The organism is Marinobacterium marinum (assembly GCF_013868415.1).
Taxonomy (GTDB): domain Bacteria; phylum Pseudomonadota; class Gammaproteobacteria; order Pseudomonadales; family Balneatricaceae; genus Marinobacterium; species Marinobacterium marinum.
The window spans coordinates 167,918-190,479 of sequence record NZ_JACEMT010000053.1 but is presented as its reverse complement, the minus strand read 5'-3'; the positions used below and the strand labels follow the sequence as shown (position 1 = coordinate 190,479).

General features: G+C 58.2%; 21 protein-coding genes. 12 read left to right on the top strand and 9 right to left on the bottom strand.

What is annotated here, in order from left to right:
- Nucleotides 1-22 precede the first annotated feature (22 nt).
- On the bottom strand, nt 23-589 hold the full coding sequence (gene efp, locus H1S06_RS14050; protein WP_181741307.1) for an elongation factor P: 567 nt from the start codon (nt 587-589) through the stop codon (nt 23-25).
- 139 nt (nt 590-728) lie between these two features.
- On the opposite strand from efp, the gene epmB reads away from it, so the two are divergent.
- Entirely contained in the window at nt 729-1,772 is a 1,044-nt protein-coding gene (gene epmB / locus H1S06_RS14045) for an EF-P beta-lysylation protein EpmB (protein ID WP_181741305.1), read from the top strand.
- A 104-nt stretch (nt 1,773-1,876) separates the two neighbouring features.
- Nucleotides 1,877-2,416 (top strand): hypothetical protein, encoded by a 540-nt coding sequence (locus H1S06_RS14040; RefSeq protein ID WP_181741303.1) that lies wholly within the window; start codon nt 1,877-1,879, stop codon nt 2,414-2,416.
- Nucleotides 2,417-2,419: 3 nt separating this feature from the next.
- Here the strand turns inward: H1S06_RS14040 and H1S06_RS14035 are convergent, their stop codons facing one another.
- Nucleotides 2,420-2,743, bottom strand: a complete 324-nt coding sequence (locus H1S06_RS14035) for a DUF1820 family protein (RefSeq protein WP_181741333.1) — start codon at nt 2,741-2,743, stop codon at nt 2,420-2,422.
- Between the two features lie 173 nt (nt 2,744-2,916).
- On the opposite strand from H1S06_RS14035, the gene miaB reads away from it, so the two are divergent.
- Genes miaB through lnt form a run of 5 tightly spaced genes read left to right on the top strand, consistent with a single transcriptional unit; the run spans nt 2,917 to nt 8,100 of the window.
- Nucleotides 2,917-4,260 carry a tRNA (N6-isopentenyl adenosine(37)-C2)-methylthiotransferase MiaB gene (gene miaB, locus H1S06_RS14030; protein ID WP_181741301.1) on the top strand — a complete coding sequence of 448 codons (1,344 nt, stop codon included), beginning with the start codon at nt 2,917-2,919 and terminating at the stop codon, nt 4,258-4,260.
- 15 nt (nt 4,261-4,275) lie between these two features.
- Entirely contained in the window at nt 4,276-5,277 is a 1,002-nt protein-coding gene (locus H1S06_RS14025) for a PhoH family protein (RefSeq protein WP_181741299.1), read from the top strand.
- A complete protein-coding gene (ybeY, locus tag H1S06_RS14020) occupies nt 5,274-5,726 on the top strand; it encodes an rRNA maturation RNase YbeY (RefSeq protein ID WP_181741297.1) in 453 nt (150 codons plus the stop codon). The genes H1S06_RS14025 and ybeY overlap by 4 nt, the downstream gene beginning before the upstream one ends.
- 9 nt (nt 5,727-5,735) lie before the next feature.
- On the top strand, nt 5,736-6,572 hold the full coding sequence (locus H1S06_RS14015) for an HlyC/CorC family transporter (protein WP_181741295.1): 837 nt from the start codon (nt 5,736-5,738) through the stop codon (nt 6,570-6,572).
- A gap of 7 nt (nt 6,573-6,579) precedes the next feature.
- Nucleotides 6,580-8,100, top strand: a complete 1,521-nt coding sequence (lnt, locus tag H1S06_RS14010; protein WP_181741293.1) for an apolipoprotein N-acyltransferase — start codon at nt 6,580-6,582, stop codon at nt 8,098-8,100.
- On the opposite strand, the gene H1S06_RS14005 is transcribed toward lnt, so the two are convergent.
- Together H1S06_RS14005 and H1S06_RS14000 are read right to left on the bottom strand one after the other, a co-directional pair.
- A complete protein-coding gene (locus H1S06_RS14005; protein ID WP_181741291.1) occupies nt 8,038-8,589 on the bottom strand; it encodes a zinc ribbon-containing protein in 552 nt (183 codons plus the stop codon). The genes lnt and H1S06_RS14005 overlap by 63 nt on opposite strands.
- Nucleotides 8,590-8,724: 135 nt before the next feature.
- Nucleotides 8,725-10,512 (bottom strand): substrate-binding domain-containing protein, encoded by a 1,788-nt coding sequence (locus H1S06_RS14000; RefSeq protein ID WP_181741289.1) that lies wholly within the window; start codon nt 10,510-10,512, stop codon nt 8,725-8,727.
- A 252-nt stretch (nt 10,513-10,764) separates the two neighbouring features.
- Between H1S06_RS14000 and leuS the strand changes: the two genes are divergently transcribed.
- The 3 genes from leuS to holA are packed head-to-tail and all read left to right on the top strand — an operon-like array spanning nt 10,765 to nt 14,915.
- Nucleotides 10,765-13,353 carry a leucine--tRNA ligase gene (gene leuS / locus H1S06_RS13995; protein WP_181741287.1) on the top strand — a complete coding sequence of 863 codons (2,589 nt, stop codon included), beginning with the start codon at nt 10,765-10,767 and terminating at the stop codon, nt 13,351-13,353.
- Nucleotides 13,354-13,363: 10 nt separating this feature from the next.
- Entirely contained in the window at nt 13,364-13,867 is a 504-nt protein-coding gene (locus tag H1S06_RS13990) for an LPS-assembly lipoprotein LptE (RefSeq protein WP_181741285.1), read from the top strand.
- A gap of 10 nt (nt 13,868-13,877) precedes the next feature.
- Nucleotides 13,878-14,915, top strand: a complete 1,038-nt coding sequence (gene holA / locus H1S06_RS13985; protein WP_181741283.1) for a DNA polymerase III subunit delta — start codon at nt 13,878-13,880, stop codon at nt 14,913-14,915.
- 29 nt (nt 14,916-14,944) lie between these two features.
- On the opposite strand, the gene H1S06_RS13980 is transcribed toward holA, so the two are convergent.
- The 5 genes from H1S06_RS13980 to glnA all read right to left on the bottom strand — a co-directional run bounded on the left by H1S06_RS13980 (nt 14,945) and on the right by glnA (nt 19,925).
- Complete coding sequence (locus tag H1S06_RS13980) at nt 14,945-15,274, bottom strand: hypothetical protein (RefSeq protein ID WP_181741281.1); 330 nt, start codon at nt 15,272-15,274, stop codon at nt 14,945-14,947.
- A gap of 32 nt (nt 15,275-15,306) precedes the next feature.
- Nucleotides 15,307-15,768, bottom strand: coding sequence for a tRNA (uridine(34)/cytosine(34)/5-carboxymethylaminomethyluridine(34)-2'-O)-methyltransferase TrmL (gene trmL, locus H1S06_RS13975; RefSeq protein ID WP_181741279.1), 462 nt, complete (start codon nt 15,766-15,768; stop codon nt 15,307-15,309).
- 42 nt (nt 15,769-15,810) lie between these two features.
- Entirely contained in the window at nt 15,811-17,247 is a 1,437-nt protein-coding gene (gene ntrC / locus H1S06_RS13970) for a nitrogen regulation protein NR(I) (RefSeq protein ID WP_181741277.1), read from the bottom strand.
- A complete protein-coding gene (gene glnL, locus H1S06_RS13965) occupies nt 17,231-18,304 on the bottom strand; it encodes a nitrogen regulation protein NR(II) (protein ID WP_181741275.1) in 1,074 nt (357 codons plus the stop codon). The genes ntrC and glnL overlap by 17 nt, the downstream gene beginning before the upstream one ends.
- Nucleotides 18,305-18,518: 214 nt before the next feature.
- Nucleotides 18,519-19,925, bottom strand: coding sequence for a glutamate--ammonia ligase (gene glnA / locus H1S06_RS13960; protein ID WP_181741273.1), 1,407 nt, complete (start codon nt 19,923-19,925; stop codon nt 18,519-18,521).
- A gap of 354 nt (nt 19,926-20,279) precedes the next feature.
- Here glnA and H1S06_RS13955 point away from each other — a divergent pair, with 354 nt between their 5' ends.
- Together H1S06_RS13955 and typA are read left to right on the top strand one after the other, a co-directional pair.
- On the top strand, nt 20,280-20,645 hold the full coding sequence (locus H1S06_RS13955; RefSeq protein ID WP_181741271.1) for a hypothetical protein: 366 nt from the start codon (nt 20,280-20,282) through the stop codon (nt 20,643-20,645).
- Nucleotides 20,646-20,711: 66 nt separating this feature from the next.
- On the top strand, nt 20,712-22,523 hold the full coding sequence (gene typA, locus H1S06_RS13950) for a translational GTPase TypA (RefSeq protein WP_181741269.1): 1,812 nt from the start codon (nt 20,712-20,714) through the stop codon (nt 22,521-22,523).
- Nucleotides 22,524-22,562 lie beyond the last annotated feature (39 nt).

Sequence of the window (22,562 nt, the reverse complement as noted above, 5' to 3'; positions counted from 1 at the left end):
ATTCCGGTATCCGAATGCGCGATCAGTTGGCGCGGCTAACGTATTCACCTGTACGGGTATCGATACGCAACACTTCACCCTGTTCAATAAACAGAGGCACGCGTACAACCGCTCCCGTACTCAGTGTGGCCGGCTTGGAGCCGCCCTGAGCGGTATCACCCTTCAGACCGGGATCGGTCTCAACGACCTCCAGCTCGACAAAGTTCGGCGGCGTCACGCTGATCGGGTTGTCATTCCACAACGTAACAACACACTTGTCCTGTTCCTTCAGCCATTTGTCGGCTTCGCCCACGGCATTCTTGTCAGCGGCCACCTGATCAAATGAGTTCGGGTCCATGAAGTGCCACATTTCACCGTCGTTGTAGAGGTATTCCAGGTCGCTGTCCATCACGTCTGCGCTTTCGACGCTTTCGTTGGACTTGAAGGTACGCTCCCAGATACGACCGGTCAGCAGGTTGCGCAGACGCACGCGCGTAAAGGCCTGCCCCTTGCCCGGCTTGACGAACTCAACATCGACCATGCTGCACGGGTCGCCGTCGATCATCACCTTCATGCCGTTCTTGAACTGGTTGCTGGAGTAGTTAGCCATAGATAGAAAGTTCCGCGATCTGAAATTTCGAAGGCAGGCAACCGTCTTGCGAACAGGTGGCCCGTAAATTGACAGTCATTCTACTGCAAAGGAGAATGCAGGCAAATCAATCCGCACAACCCTCCGAGCACACGCCCCGATGAACCTGCTGTACCCCTCCGAGACCCTCCGGCCCGAACTCGACTGGCAAAGCGAGCTGCGCCAGGCAATCAGTGACCCCGCCCAGCTGCTGGACGAGCTGGAACTGCCGCCCGAACTGCTCGCAGGCGCACAGGGCGGTGCCGATGCCTTTGCCCTCAAGGTTCCGCGCCCGTACCTGCAGCGCATTCACAAGGGAGACCCTGACGACCCGCTGCTGCGCCAGATACTGCCGCTGCAACAGGAGCTGATGAGCGTACCGGGGTTCAATACCGACCCTCTCGCCGAGGCTGCCGCCAACCGCTCCAAAGGAGTTATCCACAAGTATACGGACCGCATTCTGCTGATCCTGTCCGGTGCCTGTGCCATCAATTGTCGCTACTGTTTCCGTCGCCACTTTCCCTATGGCGACAACCAGCTCGGCGGCGAGCAGTGGCAGGCCGCACTGGACTACATCCGCCAGCATGAGCAGGTCAGCGAAATTATTTTTTCCGGCGGCGACCCTCTGGCCACGCCGGATCGCCGCCTGGCCCGCATGATTGCCGACCTTGAAACCATTCCACACCTGAAACGGCTGCGCATTCATTCGCGCCTGCCAGTGGTGATTCCACAGCGCGTTACCTCTGAACTGGTGCAAATGCTGGCCGACAGCCACCTGAATTGCACGCTGGTCCTGCATATCAACCACCCACAGGAAATGGACCTGACGGTACGTGAACGTTTGCAGCCCTTGCGTCAGGCAGGCGTTACCCTGCTCAATCAGGCCGTGCTGCTCAAGGGCATCAACGACAGCCTGGCAATTCAGAAAGCGCTCAGTGAAACACTGTTCAGTGACGGCATCCTGCCCTACTATTTATTTGTACTGGACCCCGTCGCCGGTGCCGCTCATTTCGATATCAGCGATGACGAAGCCTGCCGGTTGGTCGGCCGGTTGCAGACCGTACTGCCCGGTTATCTGGTACCCCGGCTGGCACGCGAGATTCCCGGTCGCGCCTCCAAGACTCTGCTGACGCCCATTCCACCAACGGAAAAAAGCAAGGCCTGAATCAGGAGTCAGTCCGAGCAATATGCGTTAAGATAGTTAGTATTACCCTAATGCCTCGCCCGGCCTCGACCGGGCCACATCTGTAATAAAGGATTTGGATATCCATGATGAATCAAGGTCAGAGTACTCGCCGCCTTTCCGCACTGCGCCTCGGCGGACTGCTGGTTGTCAGCACCCTGCTGGCGGCCTGCGCCCAGAAACAGCCGGAACCCGTCGCCGTCAAACCTGAACCCAAACCCGAGCCCAAACCGGTTCTGCTGATCAGTGACCATCACACCCGCGGCAACAGCGACGCCAGCATCAGCTTCACTAACGGCACCGAGCAGACCCTGCAATACGTCATGTTCAAGACCAGCGCTTTTACCCGTGAAGGCAACCCGGTGAACTCCAAGAAAAGCGGGCGTCGCAACGCCTGGCTGCGTGTAGCAGGTCCCTTTGCTCCTGGTGAGCAGGTGGGTAACAAAGTTTGGAAAAAGGTCTGGCAGCACCCCAATCTGGGCTGTTTCAAAATTGAAGGTGCCGAGCTGATTTTTGCCGACCAGAGCGTGGAATATCACGGTTTTGATCGTTTCGCGATGATGAACCAGAGCGCCATGCAGAACGCATCCTGTGGCGGCGCCGGCATGCGCACCGCAGCACAATAAGCGTCAGCCGTCTCGGCGCGGCGGGGCCAGAGGGAAGGCCATTACATTCCCTCTGGCCTCACTGATACGCGCCACACCCTCGGTTTTCACATCATCGATGCGAATAATCGCCTGCATTGGCACATAGCAGGCATTCACATCGGCAAATTCCTGCTTCAGCTTTTCTTCGCCCGGATCAACCAGCACTTCCGAGCGGCTGCCGAAAACAAAGCCTTCCAGCTGAATGAACCCCCACATGTCACTCGGGTACACATGGCGTACATACACCTCGTAGACCTGATCCTGATTAACAAAACTGACCCGATACAAACGCTCTTCATCCGCCATGCCGTCTGCTTCCCACATTGAATTCGTTGCAGCGAATATGGGGGCATGCCCGGCAAAAACAAGACTGGATAATTTTTGACCAGTTTATGGCCTAACTGCCCGGCCTTGGGTATAATTTTGCCCCTCTTCGAGCCCGGCTCTCTTTTTATTTCCACAGGTTTTACAGGTGATTCATGGCGAAAAAGCTGTTTATCAAGACACATGGCTGTCAGATGAACGAGTACGACTCCTCCCGTATGGCAGACTTGCTTGGCGAAAGTCATGCCCTGGAGTTGACGGATAATCCGGAAGAAGCGGATGTCCTGCTGCTGAACACCTGCTCGATCCGGGAGAAGGCGCAGGAGAAGGTATTTCACCAGCTGGGTCGCTGGCGCAAGCTGAAAGACCAGAAGCCCGAGTTGATGATCGGCGTGGGTGGCTGCGTGGCCTCCCAGGAAGGCGAGGCGATCCGTGACCGAGCACCCTACGTGGACATGATCTTCGGTCCGCAGACCCTGCACCGCCTGCCGGAAATGATCAGCGAGAGCCGCAATGGCGGCGTCGGCATTGTCGATGTCAGCTTCCCTGAAATCGAAAAATTCGACCACCTGCCCGCCCCCAAGGTGGAAGGCGCCGAAGCCTTCGTATCGGTGATGGAAGGCTGCAGCAAGTACTGTACCTTCTGTGTGGTGCCCTATACCCGTGGCGAGGAGGTCAGCCGGCCGCTGGACGACGTGCTCACCGAATGCGTCGAACTGGCCGAACAGGGCGTGCGTGAAGTCAACCTGTTGGGCCAGAACGTCAATGCCTACCGTGGCGCCACCCATGACGGCGACACAGCCGATCTGGCCGAATTGATTCGCTGCGTAGCCGCCATCGACGGTATCGACCGCATCCGCTTCACCACCTCTCACCCGGTGGAATTCAGCGACAGCCTGATCGATGTCTACGCCGAGGTACCCGAATTGGTCAGCCATCTGCACCTGCCGGTACAAAGCGGCTCCGACCGTATCCTGATGGCAATGAAACGCGGCCACACCGCACTGGAATACAAGTCCAAGCTGCGCCGCATCAAGAAACTGCGCCCGGATATCAGCTTCTCCTCCGACTTTATCATCGGCTTCCCCAATGAATCCGATGCCGATTTCGAAGCAACCATGAATCTGATTGCCGATATCGGCTTCGATGCTTCGTTCAGTTTCATCTACAGTCGCCGCCCCGGTACCCCTGCAGCCGATCTGCCCGATAACGTCGATGAAGAAACCAAGAAGCAGCGCCTGAAAATTCTGCAGGACCGGATCACCGCCCAAGCCTTTCAGATCAGCCGCCGCATGGTCGGCAGCACCCAGCGCATTCTGGTCAACGGTTACTCCAAGAAGGACCCTGGCCAACTGTCCGGGCGCACCGAGAATAACCGTGTTGTCAACTTCCGTTGCGACAATCCGGACCTGATCGGCCATTTCGCCGATGTACGCATCGCACAAGCTTATGCCAACTCACTGCTCGGCGAACTGGTCGGTTCCGAGCTGGACGCCTGACAACAGGAGAGCGACTTGACCCCCAACCAGACCTCAACCTTGATTCTGGAACCGAACAACCCGGCTGCACTGTTGACACTGTGCGGCCAGTTCGATGCCCACCTGAAACTGCTCTCGGAACGCACCGGAGTCGAAATCAGCAACCGGGGTAACCGTTTCCAGCTGCAGGGCATTCCGGCCGCAACCCGTGCCATGGGTACGCTGCTGGAACAACTGTACAAACGGGCGCTGGCAGGCGAGGACCTGACACCCGAAAGCCTGCATCTGCAATTGCAGAACAGCGGCATCGAACAGCCGCCCAAGCCCAGTGACAAGGCCCAGAGCGCGGAAGAAAAACGCTACTCGATCCGTACCCGCAAGGTGCTGATCAGACCACGCCCAGGCAAACAGCAGGACTATGTGCACCAGATCCGCACCCACGACATCAACTTCGGCATTGGTCCGGCCGGTACCGGCAAAACCTACCTGGCCGTAGCCTGTGCCGTCGAAGCACTGGAGCGCGAAGAGGTCAGCCGCATTCTGCTGGTGCGTCCGGCCGTAGAGGCCGGTGAGAAACTGGGCTTCCTGCCCGGCGACCTGAGCCAGAAAGTCGATCCGTACCTGCGGCCGTTGTATGACGCCCTCTATGAAATGCTCGGTTTCGAAAAAGTGGCCAAGCTGATCGAACGCAACGTGATCGAGGTAGCCCCCCTGGCCTACATGCGTGGCCGGACCCTGAACGGCTCCTTCGTGATTCTGGATGAAAGCCAGAACACCACGCGGGAACAGATGAAAATGTTTCTGACCCGTATCGGCTTCGGCTCCACCGCCGTCATCACTGGCGACAAGACTCAGATCGACCTGCCCAAGGGCGTCAAGTCGGGCCTGCTGCATGCCATGGAGGTACTGGACGGTGTCAAAGAGATCGGCTTCACCTATTTCGGCTCCAAGGATGTGGTGCGCCACCCGCTGGTCCAGCACATCGTTGAAGCCTACGAACGCCACGAAGAAGCCCAGCACAATGGAGAAGCACGATGAGCATTGCCGTTGACGTACAGTACGCCACCGACGCTCCCGATCTGCCCTGCGAAGCGGATTTCGCGCGCTGGGTGGAAACCGTATTGAAAGCACGCAAAATCGACGGCGAAATCTGCATTCGCATCGTCGATGAAGAAGAAAGCCAGGCCCTCAATGCTGAGTATCGCGGCAAGGACAAGCCCACCAATGTGCTGTCCTTTCCGTTTGAAGTCCCCCCCGGCGTGCCGGTCACGCTGCTGGGTGACCTGATCATCTGCGCCGCGGTCGTCGCACGTGAGGCGGAAGAACAACAGAAAGCTGCGTTGCATCATTGGGCCCATATGGTTGTGCACGGGACCTTGCATCTGCTTGGATTCGATCATATAAATGACGACGAAGCCGAGGAAATGGAAGCACTGGAACGTGACCTTCTGGCCCGGCTCGACATTGCTGATCCCTATGCCATTTAGAGGATATATATGAGCGAAGACCGATCGGGCGGCACGTCAAAGAACTGGCTGGGCAAATTGACCCAGGCCTTCTCCGACGAACCCCGCAGTCTTGAAGACGTGCGCGAGATTCTGGTCCAGGCCAACGAATCCTGCATTCTCGATAATGATGCACTTGGCATCATCGAAGGAGCCATGCAAGTCACTGAAATGCAGGTTCGGGATGTCATGATCCCGCGCTCGCAGATGACCATGGTACAGGTCAACCAGACGCCACGAGAGTTCCTTCCGGTAATCATTTCCAGCGCCCACTCGCGCTTTCCCGTCTGCGGTGAAAATGCCGACGAGGTGCTGGGCATACTGCTGGCCAAGGATCTGCTGCCCTACATGCTCGAAGGTACGCTGGACCAGTTCGACATCCGCCAGTGCCTGCGTAAGGCCACCTTCATTCCCGAAAGCAAGCGTCTCAACGTACTGCTGAACGAGTTCCGTGGCACCCGCAACCATATGGCGATCGTGGTCGATGAATACGGCGGCATCGCCGGCCTGGTAACCATCGAAGACGTCCTGGAACAAATCGTGGGTGAAATCGAAGATGAGCATGATGCCGATGATGATGACGGCAACATTCGCCCCTTCGATGACAACGGTTTTCTGGTCAAGGCACTGACCCCGATTGAAGACTTCAACGAATACTTCGATACCGGTTTTTCTGATGACGAGTTCGATACCATCGGCGGTATCGTAACCCAACACTTTGGACACCTGCCGGCCAAGGATGAACAGATCGACTTTGACGGTTTCAGCTTTAAAGTGCTGGCTGCCGACAACCGTCGCCTCCGCCTGCTGCAGGTTACACGCCGCTGAGGTGAACATGCTGCCCCATCCCCCCCGTTGGCTGACGGCTCTGCTGGCGCTGGCCGGCGGGGCCGGGATTACCCTGTCTCTGGCCCCTTTCGACCTGCTGCCCTTTGCCCTGCTGGGACCCGGTCTGCTGTACTGGCTGCAGCGCCGCCAAAGCAGTCGCGCCGCTTTTTTCACTGGCTGGGCCTTCGGTATCGGCTTCTGGGGAGCTGGCGTTTCCTGGGTGTACGTCAGCATCCATACCTACGGCAACGCGCCGGTCGCATTGGCTGGCCTGCTCACCGGGCTGTTTGTGGTTGCACTGGGATTACTGTTTGCCCTGCAAGGCTGGTGCTTCGTCCGTCTGGCACAGCCCGCCCGACAGCGCTGGCTGGTCTTTTCGCTGGTCTGGGTCGGGTTTGAATGGATACGCAGCTGGCTGCTGACCGGTTTCCCCTGGCTGTTGCTGGGGTACGCCTGGCTGGACACCCCGCTCAAAACCTGGGCACCCATCGGCGGCGTTTGGCTACTGTCGCTCATGACACTGCTGCTGGCTACCGGCCTGGTGCGCCTGCTGATCGACCGCAAACCGTTGGCACTCGCACCTGCCGCCTTGATGATGGCACTGGCTCTGATCGTTCCCACCCAGTGGACACAGCCCCGCGCCGAACCGCCGCTGGATGTTGTGCTGATACAGCCCAATGTGCCTCAGCTGGCCAAATGGCGTCCGGACAACCTGTCCGCCATCTTGCAGCACCAGATCGATCAGAGTCTGCCTCATGCTGATGCCGATCTGATCGTCTGGCCGGAAACCGCCATTCCCGCCACCTTCAATCGCGCCGCCCCAACTCTATCGCCCTTCCTGGACCTGCTGGATGCCCGTGGGACCGCTCTGATCAGCGGTTTTCCCTTCGTCGAAGCCGACTCCAACAGTCCTCGCGGACAACGCTTCCACAACAGTATCGGCCTGTTCAGCAAGGGCCAGGACCTGTATCACAAGCAGCGCCTGGTGCCCTTTGGCGAGTATGTTCCGTTCGAATCTCAACTGCGCGGCCTGATCGATTTCTTTGACCTGCCCATGTCCAGCTTCAGCCTGCCGACGCAGAACACCGGCCCCCTACAGCTTGCCGGGCATGCTATCGCCCCCGCCGTGTGCTACGAAATCGCCTTCCCCGGACTGGTTCGAACACTCGCTCAGGATAGTGCGCTTCTGCTCACCGTCTCCAACGATACCTGGTTTGGACGCTCCATTGCTCCCGACCAGCATCTGCAGCTGGCACGCATGCGAGCATTGGAAAACGGTCGCTGGCTCATTCGCAGCACCAATAACGGCCTCACCGCCTTTGTCGGGCCTGACGGCCAGATTGCCGGTCTGGCCCCCGTAGACCAGGCCACCGAGCTGCGCCTCGAAGTGCCACTCATGACGGGACAGACACCTTGGCAGCAACTGGGGCTCTGGCCCGTCACGCTGCTGAGCCTGCTTCTGGGCTTACTGGCCTACTGGCGACCAGGGACGCGACACGCGTTCAAACACCACCGCGCCACACCGTGAGCAGGGTTTGATGCGGTCGGTTGCCTTCAGCTGCTGCAGCTCGCCGCACTGAAGGCAGCGCAGGGTCCCTGGTGCACTGACCTCACCGGCCAGATAATGATCTTCATCATGGGCCAATTGCTCCCGCAGCAATTCGTGCTGAATGCGGGTTTTATCGGCCAGCTCCAGCAGACTCTGCTTGACCTTGTGTTCCAGCACATCCAGGTCGAAATGCAGCCAGGCCGCAATCCCTTCACCGGTTTCGTGGGCGTAGTAGCCAAGCTGTTTGAGATCTCGACGCAGATAGGCCTTAAGCAAATCGACCTCATCCCGCGTCATGTCTTCCGCCGCCAGTTCCATTTCAGCAGCTTCCTCAATCTGTTCCTGCAGGTACTCCCAGCTTACTTCTCCGGCTTTATCCAGCCGTTGCCGCAGTTGCTCCAGCACACGATCATACGCGGCCGGTGCCTGCTCCGAATGCTTGGGAAGGTTGGGCTCTTGCTTGCTCATGGGCGACTCCTGAACATTAGCGGCCACAGGATGCGACCGGAGTCTGTTCAGTATATAGTCGATTTAGAGGGACAACAGGGGCACAGATCAATACCGCCGACCTGCGCCCCTTACGAGGAGGGGAGGTAACAAGAATCAGCCTTCCGACTGGGTTGTCTCCGGTGTACCACCGCGTACCCAGACCTCAACACGGCGGTTGCGCTCGCGACCCGACTCCGTTGCATTGGAGGCGACCGGCGCCAAGGCACCCAAGCCGTGTACATCGGCAACATTGATGCCACGTGCCAGCAGCTGATCACGTACAAGCTCGGCACGCTGCAGGGACAGCCTGCGATTATGCTCAGCACTACCGGTACTGTCGGAGAAACCGATCAGAAAAGCACGCTGCCCCGGATTTTTCTCGAAGAAGCGGATAACGCGCTCCAGATCTCGCTGCGCCTTGTTATCCAGCTCAAAGGTGCCGCTGTTGAAACGGAAGTTCAGTGACAAGCGACCACCGCCCTGCGTCAGGTCCAGATATTCACGCGGCAGCGCATCGCTGAGAACCGGCTGGATACGCTGAATATTCTGTGAAATGAAACCGCTCTTGCGTACGATATCCTGCCCCTCTTCCGAGGTAACAAAGCTGATGAACTGATGGGCAGGACTGCTCAGCGACAAGGTCATCGGCTCATACATGTACAGACGACGAGTCAGCGGGTAGTCCTCGGTCGAAACCGTGAAGGTGGTCGGGAATACCGGCAGTGCTCCGGCTTCATCCGCGACCGCCAGCGCCTTCGCTCGCAATACGTACGGCAGGCCAATAAAGCCGATGGCCCCCGGCTCCTGACTGACGCGGTCCGACAACTCCATACTGGACTCAAAGCGACGTGCTGTTGTCGCCAGCTTCACGCCATGCTTCTTCAACACCATGCTTTTGAAGGAGTCCCAGGTGCCGGAGTTTTCATCGCGGCTGTAAATGCGCACCGGCTCATCCGGACCACCAACCTGGCTCCAGTTATCGATTTCACCAGCAAAAAGCTTGGCCAGCTGCGCTGTATTCAGACTGCTGACCGGGTTACGCGGATGCACGATAATTGCCAGGCCGTCCATGCCCACAATATGCTCGGTCCGCACGCTACCCAAATCACCGTACAACGGCGACAGACGGGTCTTTTCCTTATCCTTGATTCGGCGTGATGCCATCGCCAGGTCAGCCTCACGGCTCAGCAACCCCTGAAATCCGGTGCTGGAGCCATGCGCCTTGAGTTCAACCCGCTGCAATACGGATTTGCCTGGCACCGCAAACAGCACATCTCGCTCCACATCCACTGCACCCTGAGCAACACGGATATCCTGAGCCCCCTGCTGCTGCCAGAAGGCTTTCAGCAATTCGGGTGCCAGAGTTTCACCGATGGTGTTGGAACCATGCAGACGAAACAGCGTTTCCGTCTGCTCACCCTTGCCCGCAGCCGCCAGTGTACCGGCAGCACCAGCCACTACGGTCGGAACCGGCATATCACCGGTAGACGCCTGCCCGCCCTTGATGCCGGCCGTATTCACCAGATCGGACGCCACCTTGTCGCCGGTCAGCTCCACCAGAGCCGCCACTCCGACCAACAGAAACAGCACGATAAAGACGCCGGTCATGATGCCCGGCCCCTTGCGACTGCTCTCAACGGTATGAACAGGACCACCGGCACGCGGTTTTTTCACCTGCGGCAGGGTGCGTACCTGGCGGGTAATATCGAGTTTGCTGCCCTCCAGAAGCTCAGGCAGTATCTGACGAAAAGCAGGGTTCAGAGTCTTCAGATCGACTTCTTTCAAGACCCGGCGGCGATATTCCAGATCTTCAATAAAGGTCGGCATATCAATGGCATCCGCCCCTTTAAGCTCTAACTCCTGTTTGAGCTGCCACAAAAGATCAAAAAAGGTTGTATTCAAGGCAATTCTTCCCTGGTGTTCAGACGCAGGCCGTAGATGAAGCGCACTCTGCGTAAGGTTGTTGCCACTAAGCTACGTCATAAATATGTCACCAATATGACACCTGCCGTGTCCCGCTCCTCGCTCTGTTGACAGCTGGCCGAATATTGTATGCTATGCAGCATTCACTTTTTTCTGGTGCCGGCCGCATCACCGTCAGGCGATGCCTCCTGGTCCGGCCCTCCAGCCAGCAGCGAGTTGCAATCGAGCATAATGAACGAACAATACAACCCTCAGGATATCGAACCCCAGGTACAGCAACATTGGGAAGCACAGAACAGCTTCAAGGCCGACGAGCAGGCCGCAGGCGAGCCCTTCTACTGTCTATCGATGTTCCCCTACCCCAGCGGTCGACTTCACATGGGCCATGTTCGTAACTACACCATTGGCGACGTTGTTTCGCGCTACCAGCGCATGAAGGGGCGTAACGTACTCCAGCCCATGGGCTGGGATGCCTTTGGCCTGCCGGCTGAAAACGCGGCCATGAATAACAACGTGCCGCCAGCCAAGTGGACCTACGAAAACATCGCCTACATGCGCAACCAGCTCAAGCAGATGGGCTTCGGCTATGACTGGGATCGCGAACTGGCTACCTGCCACCCGGAGTACTACCGTTGGGAGCAGTGGTTCTTTACCCGCCTGATGGAAAAGGGGCTGGTATACAAGAAGGAAGCCGAGGTGAACTGGGACCCGGTGGACCAGACCGTATTGGCCAACGAGCAGGTGATTGACGGCCGAGGCTGGCGCTCCGGTGCACTGGTCGAACGCAAGAAAATCCCGCAGTGGTTCCTCAAAATCACCGACTACGCCGACCAATTGCTGGACGACCTGGATCAACTGGATGGCTGGCCGGAACAGGTCAAGACCATGCAGCGCAACTGGATTGGCCGCTCCGAAGGCGTCGAGCTGAACTTTCACGTTGATGGCTACGGCGAGCTGGAAGTTTTCACCACCCGTCCCGACACCCTGATGGGCGTGACCTACGTAGCCGTAGCTGCACAGCACCCGCTGGCACTGAAGGCCGCCGAGAATAATCCTGAACTGGCCGCTTTCATTGAAGAGTGCCGCCACACCAAGGTCGCCGAAGCCGATCTGGCGACCATGGAAAAGAAAGGCATGGCGCTGGGCATTGAAGCGGTGCACCCGCTGACCGGCGAAACCGTACCGGTCTGGACAGCCAACTTCGTGCTGATGGATTACGGCTCGGGCGCCGTCATGTCCGTTCCCGGCCATGACCAGCGTGACTGGGAATTCGCCCGCAAGTACGACCTGCCGATCAAACAGGTCATCGCTCCGACAAACCCGGACGTCGTGGTCGATCTGGAGAAGGAAGCCTTTACCGACAAGGGTACACTGACCAACTCTGGCGATTTCAGCGAGCTCGAGTTTGAAGTCGCCTTCAAGGCGATCGCCAAGGAACTCGAACGCAAGGGCAAGGGACGTACCACCATCAACTACCGCCTGCGTGACTGGGGTGTCTCGCGCCAGCGTTATTGGGGCGCTCCCATTCCGGTCATCAACTGCCCCAGCTGCGGTGCCGTGCCGGTGCCGGCAGATCAGCTGCCGGTGGTACTGCCGACTGACGTCGAGTTCGACGGCTCCGGCTCGCCGATCAAAAAGATGCGCGACTTTATCGATACCAGCTGCCCCAAGTGTGGCGGTGCTGCCGAGCGCGAAACCGACACCTTCGACACCTTCATGGAGTCCAGCTGGTACTACGCCCGCTATGCCAGCATGAATCCAAACGCCATGCTTGATCCCAAGCAGGCCAACCACTGGCTGCCGGTGGATCAGTACATCGGTGGTATCGAGCACGCCATCCTGCACCTGCTTTACTCACGCTTCTTCCACAAGCTGATGCGTGACGAAGGCCTGGTCGACTCCGACGAGCCGTTCAAGCGCCTGCTGTGTCAGGGCATGGTACTGGCGGAAAGCTTCTACTACGAGGACGAAAAGGGTGGCCAGGTCTGGGTCGCTCCGGCCGACGTCACAACAGAGAAAGACGACAAGGGCCGCGTTATCAGTGCAACCGATGCGACTGGCCGGTCCTTGGGCCATGACGGCATGTCAAAAATGTCCAAGTCGAAGAACAATGGTATCGATCCTCAGGTCATGATCGACCGTTACGGTGCCGACACCGTACGCCTGTTCATGATGTTTGCCGCGCCGCCGGAGCAATCACTGGAATGGCTGGACTCGGGTGTTGAAGGCGCACATCGCTTCCTGCGCCGCCTGTGGAAACAGGTCCACGACCACCTGCAAACCGGCAGTGACTGCCCAACTCTGGATCTGGACACTCTCAACGATGAGCAGCGCGACCTGCGCCGCAAGGTACATGAAACCATTGCCAAGGTCAGCGACGATATGGATCGCCGCCAAACCTTCAATACGGCCATTGCCGCCGTCATGGAGCTGTCCAACGCCGTCGGCCGTTTCGTCGACGTCAGCGATCAGGGCCGCGCCGTCACCCGTGAGGCACTGGAATCGGCCATCCGCCTGCTGGCACCGATCGTACCGCATATGACGCATCAGCTCTGGCGCGAACTGGGGCACAGCGATGACCTGCTCCACACCGCCTGGCCGGAAGTCGACCAGAGCGCTCTGACCCGCGCCAGCGTTGAACTGGTCGTGCAGATCAACGGCAAGGTCCGCGCCAAGATCACGGTGCCGGCCGATGCGGACGAAGATGTGGTGCTGCACACGGCGCTGGCCAGCGAAAATGTACAGAAGCATATGGACGGCAAGACCATTCGCAAGAAAATCGTCGTGCCGAACAAACTGCTTAACATCGTTGTCGGCTAAGGAGACCCGCATGCGCGCACGCCTGACACTGCCGCTGTTTGCCCTGCTGATGAGCCTTACGCTCAGTGCCTGCGGCTTCAAGCTTCGCGGCTTTTATGAAGTTCCCGAAGCCCTGAGTCAGGTGGCGCTGGTCGCCCGACAGCAGCCCAGCCAGATTGAACCCATGCTGCGTTCGGCACTGAGAGTCAACCGCATCGATATCACGGCAGATGCCCGCTATCAGCTGGAGATTCTCAGCGAACGCAACACACGGCGCACCGCCACCCTGACCGGCGATGCCGATGCAGACGAATACGAGCTGCGTTCGGAAGTCCGCTTCCGCGTGATTGACCAGCAACGAGACGGCTTTGAAGTGATCCCCGAGCGGCGCGTCATGACCGAACGGGTCTATACCAACGACCGGGACAACATCACGGCAAGTTCGTCTCAGGAAGGACTCGTGCGCAAACAGATGCAACAGGACCTGGCGCAGCAGATCGTGCGTCAGTACCTGAGCATCAAGACCGACGCATGAATGCGGTAGCATGAAAGTCAAACCCGACCAGCTGGGCGCTCAGCTCAAGCGACTCAAGGCGCCCTTGCCGGTATACATGGTGACCGGTGACGAGCCCTTGCAGCATGCCGAAAGCTGCGACCGTATCCGTCGCTCCCTGCGTGACGCCGGCTTTACCGAGCGCGACGTCATGCACGTGGAGACGGGCTTTTCCTGGGAAAGCCTGCTGGAAAGCGCCAATGCCCTGTCTCTATTTGCCGAGCGCAAGATCATCGAGTTGCGCCTGGGCGGCCAGAAACTGGACAAGAAAGCCAGCGGACTCTTACAGCGTTATCTGGATAACCCGGCTCCCGACAACGCCCTGCTGATTCTGGCGGATCGCCTGGATGCCGGTACCAAGAAAAGCGCCTGGTTCAAGGAAGTGGAAAAAGCCGGTCTGGTTGTCGAGATCTGGCCCATTGACACAGACCAGCTCGCTGGCTGGCTGAACCAGCGGGCGCGCACCCTGGGACTGGAACTGACTGGTGATGCCGTACAGCTGCTCGGCACACGCGTTGAAGGCAACCTGCTGGCCGCTCAGCAGGAGCTGGACAAACTCAGTCTGCTGTACCCCGGTCATAAAATCGACGTCGAACAGGTGGTGGAGGCCGTCGCCGACAGTTCTCGTTTCGACATTTTCGCCCTCAGCGATGCCCTGCTGCAGCGTGATCCGGCCCGCTGTCAAAAGATCCTGCTGGTACTGCGCCAGGAAGGAGTGGAAGCCACACTGGTACTCTGGGGCATCAGCCGGGAGATTCGCACACTGCTCAATGTGCAGCGCGGGCTGAACAACGGGCAGGCCTATGACAGCCTGTGCCAGCGCGAAAAAATATGGGGCAAACGCAAAGCCATTGTACGCAAGGCAAGTCAACAATTGCCCACACGCACCCTGGAAGAGATGCTCAGTCTGTGTCACGACATTGACCAGGCCATCAAGGGGCAGCTCAAGGCCGACCCCTGGCTGCTGCTGTCAACGCTGACCCTGGAGCTGTCCGGTTGCCAACTTAACCTGCCCGCCCCCGTCCACTAGGCGGCCAGGCGAGCACCCGCTCCACTCGCTTACCCCAGCTGCGTCCGAATCTCCTCCAGCAGCAACGTCTCCTTGCCTTCACGCAACAACGCACCCACCTCATTGGCCGGCAGCGGGATAATGCTGACCAGCGCGTTGGCAGGCACTTCAAGGTCGGTTAATACGGCCGACTGCAACTGATCGCACAGCAGAATCAACGGCATCTGCTGATGCTGTAACAGCGCCACATTCACCCGTTGCACGGCATCGCTACGAATGGACAGGCTGCGCCCGTCGGAGGTCACACCCACCAACTCGTCCACCCGGCCGGGATGGGTTGAACGGGGCGTCAAGCGGGTCAGAATCAGTACATGTTGCATCAGCCCAGATTTCCTGATTGTAGCGTGTTCGGTCACGATGGCACGGCCCCGGCAAAGTCCAGCTGACGCCAGGCTTCATATACCACAACAGCGCAGGCATTTGACAGATTCAGGCTACGACTGTCCGCCAGCATGGGCAGACGCAACCCTTCGCAACGTTCAATAATATCGACAGGCAAGCCCCGTGTTTCGGGCCCAAACAACAGCATATCCCCCTCGCTAAAGGCAACCTCGCTGTAACAGCGACAGGCTCGGGTCGTCAGCGCCCAGATACGCGTGGGCTTCAGCGTACTCAGGCAGCTGTCCAGATCTGCATGTACCTGCACGGACGCCCACTCATGATAGTCCAGACCGGCACGACGCAGCCGCTTGTCATCCAGTTCAAACGCCAGGGGTTCAATCAGATGCAGACGAAAGCCCGTGTTGGCACACAGGCGAATGATGTTGCCGGTATTAGGCGGTATTTCGGGCTGATAAAGCACCAGGTCCAGCATGAGGGCCTCCTTGAATAGGCTCGCCATTATACCGGCTGAGGCTCAGTCGTCACCCTCCTCGTCGGCGAGTTCCGTCTCATCCAGATGTAACTCCTTGATCTTGCGCGTCAGTGTATTGCGCCCCCACCCCAAGAGGCGGGCTGCTTCCAGGCGCCGCCCTCCGGTTGCTCGCAGCGCCGTTATGATCATCACCCGTTCCAGTGCCGGCACCGCTTCCTGCAACAGGCCTTCCGCTCCATGATTCAGCTGCTGCTCGGCCCAGATCCTCAGATTGTCCTGCCAATGACTGGTCACCGCTGGTACATATGCCTGCTGCTCCAACAGCTCCGGCGGCAGGTCCTCAACCAGCACTTCTCGCCCGGAAGCCATGACGGTAATCCAGCGGCAGGTATTTTCCAGCTGCCGCACATTGCCCGGCCAGGGCAACTCCTCCATGAATGCGGCGGTTTCTGATTTGAGCACCTTGGGTTCAACCGCCAGCTCCTCTGCCGATCGGGCCAGAAAATGGCGAGCCAGACGCGGTATGTCGCCTCGCCGTTCGGCCAGGCGCGGGATATGAATACGAATTACGTTCAACCGGTGAAACAGGTCTTCGCGAAAGCGCCCCTGCTGAACCAGCTGCTCTAGATCCTGATGTGTCGCCGCGATGATGCGTACATCCACCTTGACCGGCGTGTGCCCACCCACACGATAGAACTCGCCATCGGCCAACACCCGCAACAGCCGAGTCTGTGTGTCAGCCGGCATATCCCCGATCTCATCCAGAAACAGCGTCCCTCCATCCGCCTGCTCAAAGCGACCACGTCGACTTGCCGCAGCGCCCGTGAAGGCTCCTTTTTCGTGCCCGAACAGCTCCGACTCAATCAGGTCACGCGGGATCGCCGCCATGTTCAGCGGGATAAACGGTTTTCCGGAGCGCGGGCTGTGACGATGCAAAGCATGGGCAACCAGCTCCTTCCCGGTGCCGGATTCACCATTGATCAGCACGGTAATATTGGAATGCGCCAAACGCCCGATCGCACGGAACACCTCCTGCATGGCAGGCGACTCGCCGATAATCTCCGCTGCTGGCTCCGCTGCCGGGACTTCACTCACGACACCCTGCTCACGGGCATGTGCAACTGCACGCTGTACCAGCGAGACGGCTTCATCCACATCAAAGGGCTTGGGCAAATACTCGAACGCACCGCCCCGATAAGAGGACACGGCACTATCCAGATCGGAGTGCGCGGTCATGATGATTACCGGCAATGCCGGATAATTGTCATGCAGATGCTCCAGCAACTTGAGTCCATCGATTCCCGGCATGCGCACATCACTGAGCACCGCATCCGGCATACTCTCTTCCAGACGGGTCATCAACGCGGAGGCTGTGTCAAAGGTTTCAACATCCAGGCCCGCCGAGGTTAAAGCCTTGTCCAACACCCAGCGAATGGAACGATCGTCGTCTACGATCCAGACATTAGCGACTTGTGTCATGACTTGGCTCCAGTGGTATAAACAGGTTGAAACGGGTGCAGCCGGGCACCGAGGTAAACTCGATCAACCCCTTATGTTGATTCATAATCGATTGCGCAATCGACAGCCCCAGTCCTGATCCCTGGGCGCGGCTGCTGACCATCGGGTAGAACAGCGTGTCCAGCAGTTCGTCCGGTATGCCCGGGCCATTGTCGGTAATCTCCAGCGCACAGACCAGACGATGGCGCTCGGCACCCAGAGTGATCTGCCGCAACGCCCGGGTTTTCAGCGTGAGGCAGGGATCCGGAGTCTGCGCTTCTTCCATGGCCTGCATGGCATTGCGGACAATATTGAGTACAGCCTGTATCAGCTGGCCACGCGCACCGCTGAACTCGGGAATACTGGGATCATAGTCACGCACGATGGTGATTTGTCCCCCCGCTTCCGCGCTGACCAGACTGCACACATGCTCCAGTACGGCATGAATATTGACCGCTTCTATCGGTGGCAGGGTATGCGGCCCCAGCAGTCGATCCACCAGGTGACGCAGACGATCGGCTTCATCGATGATCACTTGGGTGTATTCATGCAGTTCTTCACGGTCCAGCTCCCGATCCAGCAACTGAGCCGCCCCTCGAATACCACCCAGGGGGTTCTTGATTTCATGCGCCAGTCCACGCACCAGCACACGCGCACTGGCATGACGGGTCAGCAGCTCCTCTTCACGCTCGATCCTGATCAATCGATCCCGTGCCTGAATTTCCAGCAAGACCCCCGCCTCGGGAACCGGGTTCACACTGTAATCCACTGTCATTTCGCGCCCCACCTGAGTGATCAGGCGCGCTTCACGCTTGCTGTAGGGGTGTCCACTGGCCAACGATTGACGCAAGACCGACAGCTCATCCTCACTGGAGGACAACCACTCCTCAATGGGCCGGTGTTTCAAACGCCGCGCTGTCGCCTCCAGCAACATTTCAGCCGCCGGGTTCATGTATTGGATACACAGCTGTTCATCCAGCACCAGCACGGCACTGGTCAGGTTATCCAGAATCTGTTTATGCGACTGTGTATAAGACATAGGCTCTCGTCACGCGGGTCTGTCGTTACAATTAACTAAGCAAGAAAAGCGCCAACTCCCGTGTTTACCGGCTTCACGCAGCCAGAACACATCTCTTACACCCTCAGCCTTGCCACCTATGCACCATATTAGTGCACAGCAGTAACAACTGCCCGGCAGACCCGGCATAAAAAAGGCTTCCCGAAGGAAGCCTTGTTCATACGACCGCTCCTGCTTAAACGGAGTAGTACAGGTCGAATTCAACCGGGTGAGTCGTCATATTGACCTTGGCCACTTCTTCACGCTTCAGCTTGATGTAGGCATCCAGCATATCGTCGGTGAACACACCACCACGCGTCAGGAACTCGCGGTCTTCTTCCAGTGCATCCAGAGCTTCGGTCAAGTCTGCAACAACGGTCGGGATCTCTTTCGCCTCTTCCGCCGGCAGGTCGTACAGATCCTTGTCCGCCGGATCGCCCGGGTGGATCTTGTTCTGGATACCGTCCAGACCAGCCATCAGCAGCGCCGCGAAGCACAGGTACGGGTTGGCCGCCGGGTCAGGGAAGCGAGCTTCTACACGACGCGCTTTCGGGCTGGTCGTGTACGGAATGCGCAGGGATGCAGAACGGTTGCGAGCCGAGTACGCCAGCATAACCGGCGCTTCGAAACCCGGCACCAGACGCTTGTAGGAGTTGGTGGACGGGTTGCAGATCGCATTCAGCGCCTTGGCGTGCTTGACGATACCACCGATGTAGTACAACGCGTAGTCGCTCAGGCCACCGTAACCGTCACCGGCGAAGATGTTGGCGCCGTCCTTGGACATGGACAGGTGCACATGCATACCGGAGCCGTTATCACCTACCAGCGGCTTCGGCATAAAGGTAGCCGTCTTGCCATAGGCATGAGCAACGTTGTGGACGCAGTACTTCAGGATCTGGACTTCATCTGCCTTGCTGACCAGGGTGTTACCGCGTACGCCGATCTCGCACTGGCCGGCTGTCGCCACTTCGTGGTGGTGCACCTCGATGGTCAGCCCCATGGCCTCCATGGCATCACACATCGCGGCGCGCAGATCATGCAGGGAGTCGATCGGCGGAACCGGAAAGTAACCGCCTTTCACGCGCGGACGGTGACCGGTGTTGCCGCCCTCAATCTTGTGATTGGATGCCCAGGCCGCTTCTTCGGACTGAATGCTGTAGCCACAACCGCTGATATCAGCGTGCCACTCGACACCGTCAAACACGAAAAACTCAGGCTCCGGCCCCAGCATGGCAGAGTCGGCAATACCCGTGGACTTCAGGTACTCTTCGGCGCGCTTGGCAACAGAACGCGGGTCGCGTTCGTAGCCCTGACCGGTGGCCGGCTCGATAATGTCACAGCGCACGATAACGGTCGCATCTTCAGCGAAGGGGTCCAGTACGGAAGCGCTGTCATCCGGCAACAGGATCATGTCGGACTCTTCGATGCCCTTCCAGCCGGCAATGGAAGAACCGTCAAACATCTTGCCTTCTTCGAAGAAATCATCGCCCATGTCGGTGACAGGGATGGTGACGTGCTGCTCCTTGCCCTTGAAGTCGGTAAAGCGCATGTCGATCCACTTTGCGCCACTCTCTTTGATCAGATTCAGAGTCTTCTCTGACATTTGGCTATCCCCACTCGTTATCAGTTTGCCAGGGCAAAACATCTTTACATTAGGATCCGGAAACCGGTTGCCAGAACATAAAGCAAAGGTCGTGCCAGCTTCAAGAAAAAGCTAAGTCTTTGATTTGTTTAATTCGTCAGGTATAGATACGCCCACAACGCACCAAAATAGTGCACAAAAAGACCTTTTGCACCAAACCGGTGCGTCCGTATCCAGAACCCGAGTACATACCTGCACTCACGCTGCCTATAATAGTGCAAAGCAAAAATGAATGCTGCCTGTCGGTGCACTTCTCATCACTTCCGGAGCAGAGTACCCTGCACTTTCTTTCACCCTTATGAACACTGTCACTCCATGTCCATGAAAGCTCTACTTTCCCTGTTGTGCTGCACCCTGCTGCTGGCGATGTCTGCGGGGGCTTCAACCGGTTCACATCTTGGCTATGGCAAGCGCTTTCCGGCTCGCTGGCTGGAACACGAGAATCAAATCCGACTGGACACCGTGTGCTACAACTACCCCGAAAGCAGCTACATGTACCATTTTTGCCGCCAGGAGGCCGGCAAGACATTGGCGACACGTTGTCAGCGCTACCGCAACGCCCAACAGCGCCAACCGGACAACAGCCACTACCTGAAACTGACCGAGAAATACTGTACCGCCGCCCGGCTGTACCAGCCTTTTCCATCCCGAGAACACGCCCGATACGATAACGATCAGTAAATGATCGATTGTTTCACATCCCTTCCGTATAATGACGCGCTTTAACACATCACCAAGGTACTACGCGTGATCGATAACCTCCGAAATATTGCCATTATTGCCCACGTTGACCACGGCAAAACCACTCTGGTCGACAAGTTGTTGCAACAGTCCGGCACTCTGGGGCGCCGTGACGAAGGCGCCGAGCGCGTCATGGACTCCAACGACCAGGAACGTGAGCGCGGCATTACCATTCTGGCCAAAAATACGGCCATCAGCTGGAACGATTACCGCATCAACATCGTCGACACCCCGGGACACGCGGACTTCGGTGGTGAGGTTGAGCGCGTTCTATCCATGGTAGACTGCGTACTGCTGCTGGTGGATGCGCAAGACGGCCCCATGCCGCAGACTCGCTTCGTAACTCAAAAGGCCTTCTCCCGTGGCCTGCGCCCCATCGTGGTAATCAACAAGGTCGACCGCCCCGGCGCTCGCCCTGACTGGGTTCTGGACCAGGTTTTCGACCTGTTCGACAACTTGGGTGCGACCGATGAGCAGCTGGATTTCCCGGTTGTCTATGCCTCAGCCCTGAACGGCATCGCCGGCAATGACCCCGCTGAAATGGCCGACGACATGACCCCCCTGTTCGAGGCCATCGTGCAGCATGTCGATGCGCCGCATGTGGATACCGAAGGTCCTTTCCAGATGCAGATTTCAGCACTGGACTACAACAGCTACACCGGTGTTATCGGTGTCGGCCGTGTTTCCCGCGGCAGCGTCAAAACCAACACCCAAGTCAAAGTCATCGATAGCCACGCCAAGGTACGCAGCGGCCGCGTTCTCAAAATCATGGGCTATCACGGCCTGGAACGTGTTGAAGTCGACTCCGCTCAGGCCGGCGACATCATCTGCATCACCGGTCTGGACGAACTGAACATCTCCGACACCCTGTGTGATCCGGAAGTTGTGGAAGCGCTGCCGGCCCTGTCCGTAGACGAACCGACCGTTTCCATGACCTTCCAGGTCAACGATTCGCCGTTCGCCGGTCAGGAAGGCAAGTTCATCACCAGCCGTAACATTAAAGACCGTCTGGAGCGTGAACTGATTCACAACGTCGCCCTGCGCGTTGAGCCGGGCGACACCCCGGAGAAATTCCGCGTTTCCGGCCGTGGCGAGCTGCACCTGTCAGTACTGATCGAAACCATGCGCCGTGAAGGTTTCGAGCTGGGTGTTTCCCGTCCGGAAGTTATCCAGAAAGAAGTCGATGGCGAAATCCACGAGCCATACGAAGTTGTCATGATCGACGTGGAAGACGAGCACCAGGGTTCAATCATCGAGGAACTGGGCAAACGTCGCGCCGACATGACCAACATGGAAGTGGATGGCAAGGGCCGTGTGCGCCTGACCTTCATGATGCCGTCACGCGGTTTGATCGGCTTCCGTAGCCAGTTCATGACCATGACCTCCGGTACCGGCATCATGACCTCCATCTTCGACCACTACGGTCCGGTCAAGCAGGGTGACGTGGTCTCCCGTCACAACGGCGTTCTGGTCTCCATGGTCAACGGCAAGGCGCTGGGCTACGCCCTGTTCACTCTGCAGGAACGTGGCCGCCTGTTCATCGACCCGAACATCGAGGTCTACGAAGGCATGGTGCTGGGTATCCACAGCCGCAATAACGACCTGGTCGTCAACCCGACCAAGGGCAAGCAGCTGACCAACGTTCGTGCCTCCGGTACCGACGAAAACATCGTGCTGACCCCGCCGATCAAGTTCTCCCTGGAGCAGGCGCTGGACTTCATCGAAGATGACGAACTGGTCGAAGTTACTCCGGAAAGCATTCGTATCCGCAAGAAGCTGCTGAAAGAAAACGAGCGCAAGCGCGCCAACAAGAAGTAAGCACTACAACTGTGGATAACACCAAGGCCGGCGGCGCAA

What these genes read in the sequence shown, in the direction of transcription:
- H1S06_RS14035 (WP_181741333.1), bottom strand. Translation starts at nt 2,743, where the DNA reads ATGGCGGATGAAGAGCGTTTGTATCGGGTCAGTTTTGTTAATCAGGAT.
- ybeY (WP_181741297.1), top strand. Translation starts at nt 5,274, where the DNA reads ATGAGCATTGCCGTTGACGTACAGTACGCCACCGACGCTCCCGATCTG.
- epmB (WP_181741305.1), top strand. Translation starts at nt 729, where the DNA reads ATGAACCTGCTGTACCCCTCCGAGACCCTCCGGCCCGAACTCGACTGG.
- H1S06_RS14015 (WP_181741295.1), top strand. Translation starts at nt 5,736, where the DNA reads ATGAGCGAAGACCGATCGGGCGGCACGTCAAAGAACTGGCTGGGCAAA.
- ntrC (WP_181741277.1), bottom strand. Translation starts at nt 17,247, where the DNA reads ATGACACAAGTCGCTAATGTCTGGATCGTAGACGACGATCGTTCCATT.
- H1S06_RS14005 (WP_181741291.1), bottom strand. Translation starts at nt 8,589, where the DNA reads ATGAGCAAGCAAGAGCCCAACCTTCCCAAGCATTCGGAGCAGGCACCG.
- glnL (WP_181741275.1), bottom strand. Translation starts at nt 18,304, where the DNA reads ATGTCTTATACACAGTCGCATAAACAGATTCTGGATAACCTGACCAGT.
- trmL (WP_181741279.1), bottom strand. Translation starts at nt 15,768, where the DNA reads ATGCTGGACCTGGTGCTTTATCAGCCCGAAATACCGCCTAATACCGGC.
- leuS (WP_181741287.1), top strand. Translation starts at nt 10,765, where the DNA reads ATGAACGAACAATACAACCCTCAGGATATCGAACCCCAGGTACAGCAA.
- H1S06_RS13980 (WP_181741281.1), bottom strand. Translation starts at nt 15,274, where the DNA reads ATGCAACATGTACTGATTCTGACCCGCTTGACGCCCCGTTCAACCCAT.
- efp (WP_181741307.1), bottom strand. Translation starts at nt 589, where the DNA reads ATGGCTAACTACTCCAGCAACCAGTTCAAGAACGGCATGAAGGTGATG.
- H1S06_RS13955 (WP_181741271.1), top strand. Translation starts at nt 20,280, where the DNA reads ATGTCCATGAAAGCTCTACTTTCCCTGTTGTGCTGCACCCTGCTGCTG.
- lnt (WP_181741293.1), top strand. Translation starts at nt 6,580, where the DNA reads ATGCTGCCCCATCCCCCCCGTTGGCTGACGGCTCTGCTGGCGCTGGCC.
- holA (WP_181741283.1), top strand. Translation starts at nt 13,878, where the DNA reads ATGAAAGTCAAACCCGACCAGCTGGGCGCTCAGCTCAAGCGACTCAAG.
- miaB (WP_181741301.1), top strand. Translation starts at nt 2,917, where the DNA reads ATGGCGAAAAAGCTGTTTATCAAGACACATGGCTGTCAGATGAACGAG.
- H1S06_RS14040 (WP_181741303.1), top strand. Translation starts at nt 1,877, where the DNA reads ATGATGAATCAAGGTCAGAGTACTCGCCGCCTTTCCGCACTGCGCCTC.
- H1S06_RS13990 (WP_181741285.1), top strand. Translation starts at nt 13,364, where the DNA reads ATGCGCGCACGCCTGACACTGCCGCTGTTTGCCCTGCTGATGAGCCTT.
- glnA (WP_181741273.1), bottom strand. Translation starts at nt 19,925, where the DNA reads ATGTCAGAGAAGACTCTGAATCTGATCAAAGAGAGTGGCGCAAAGTGG.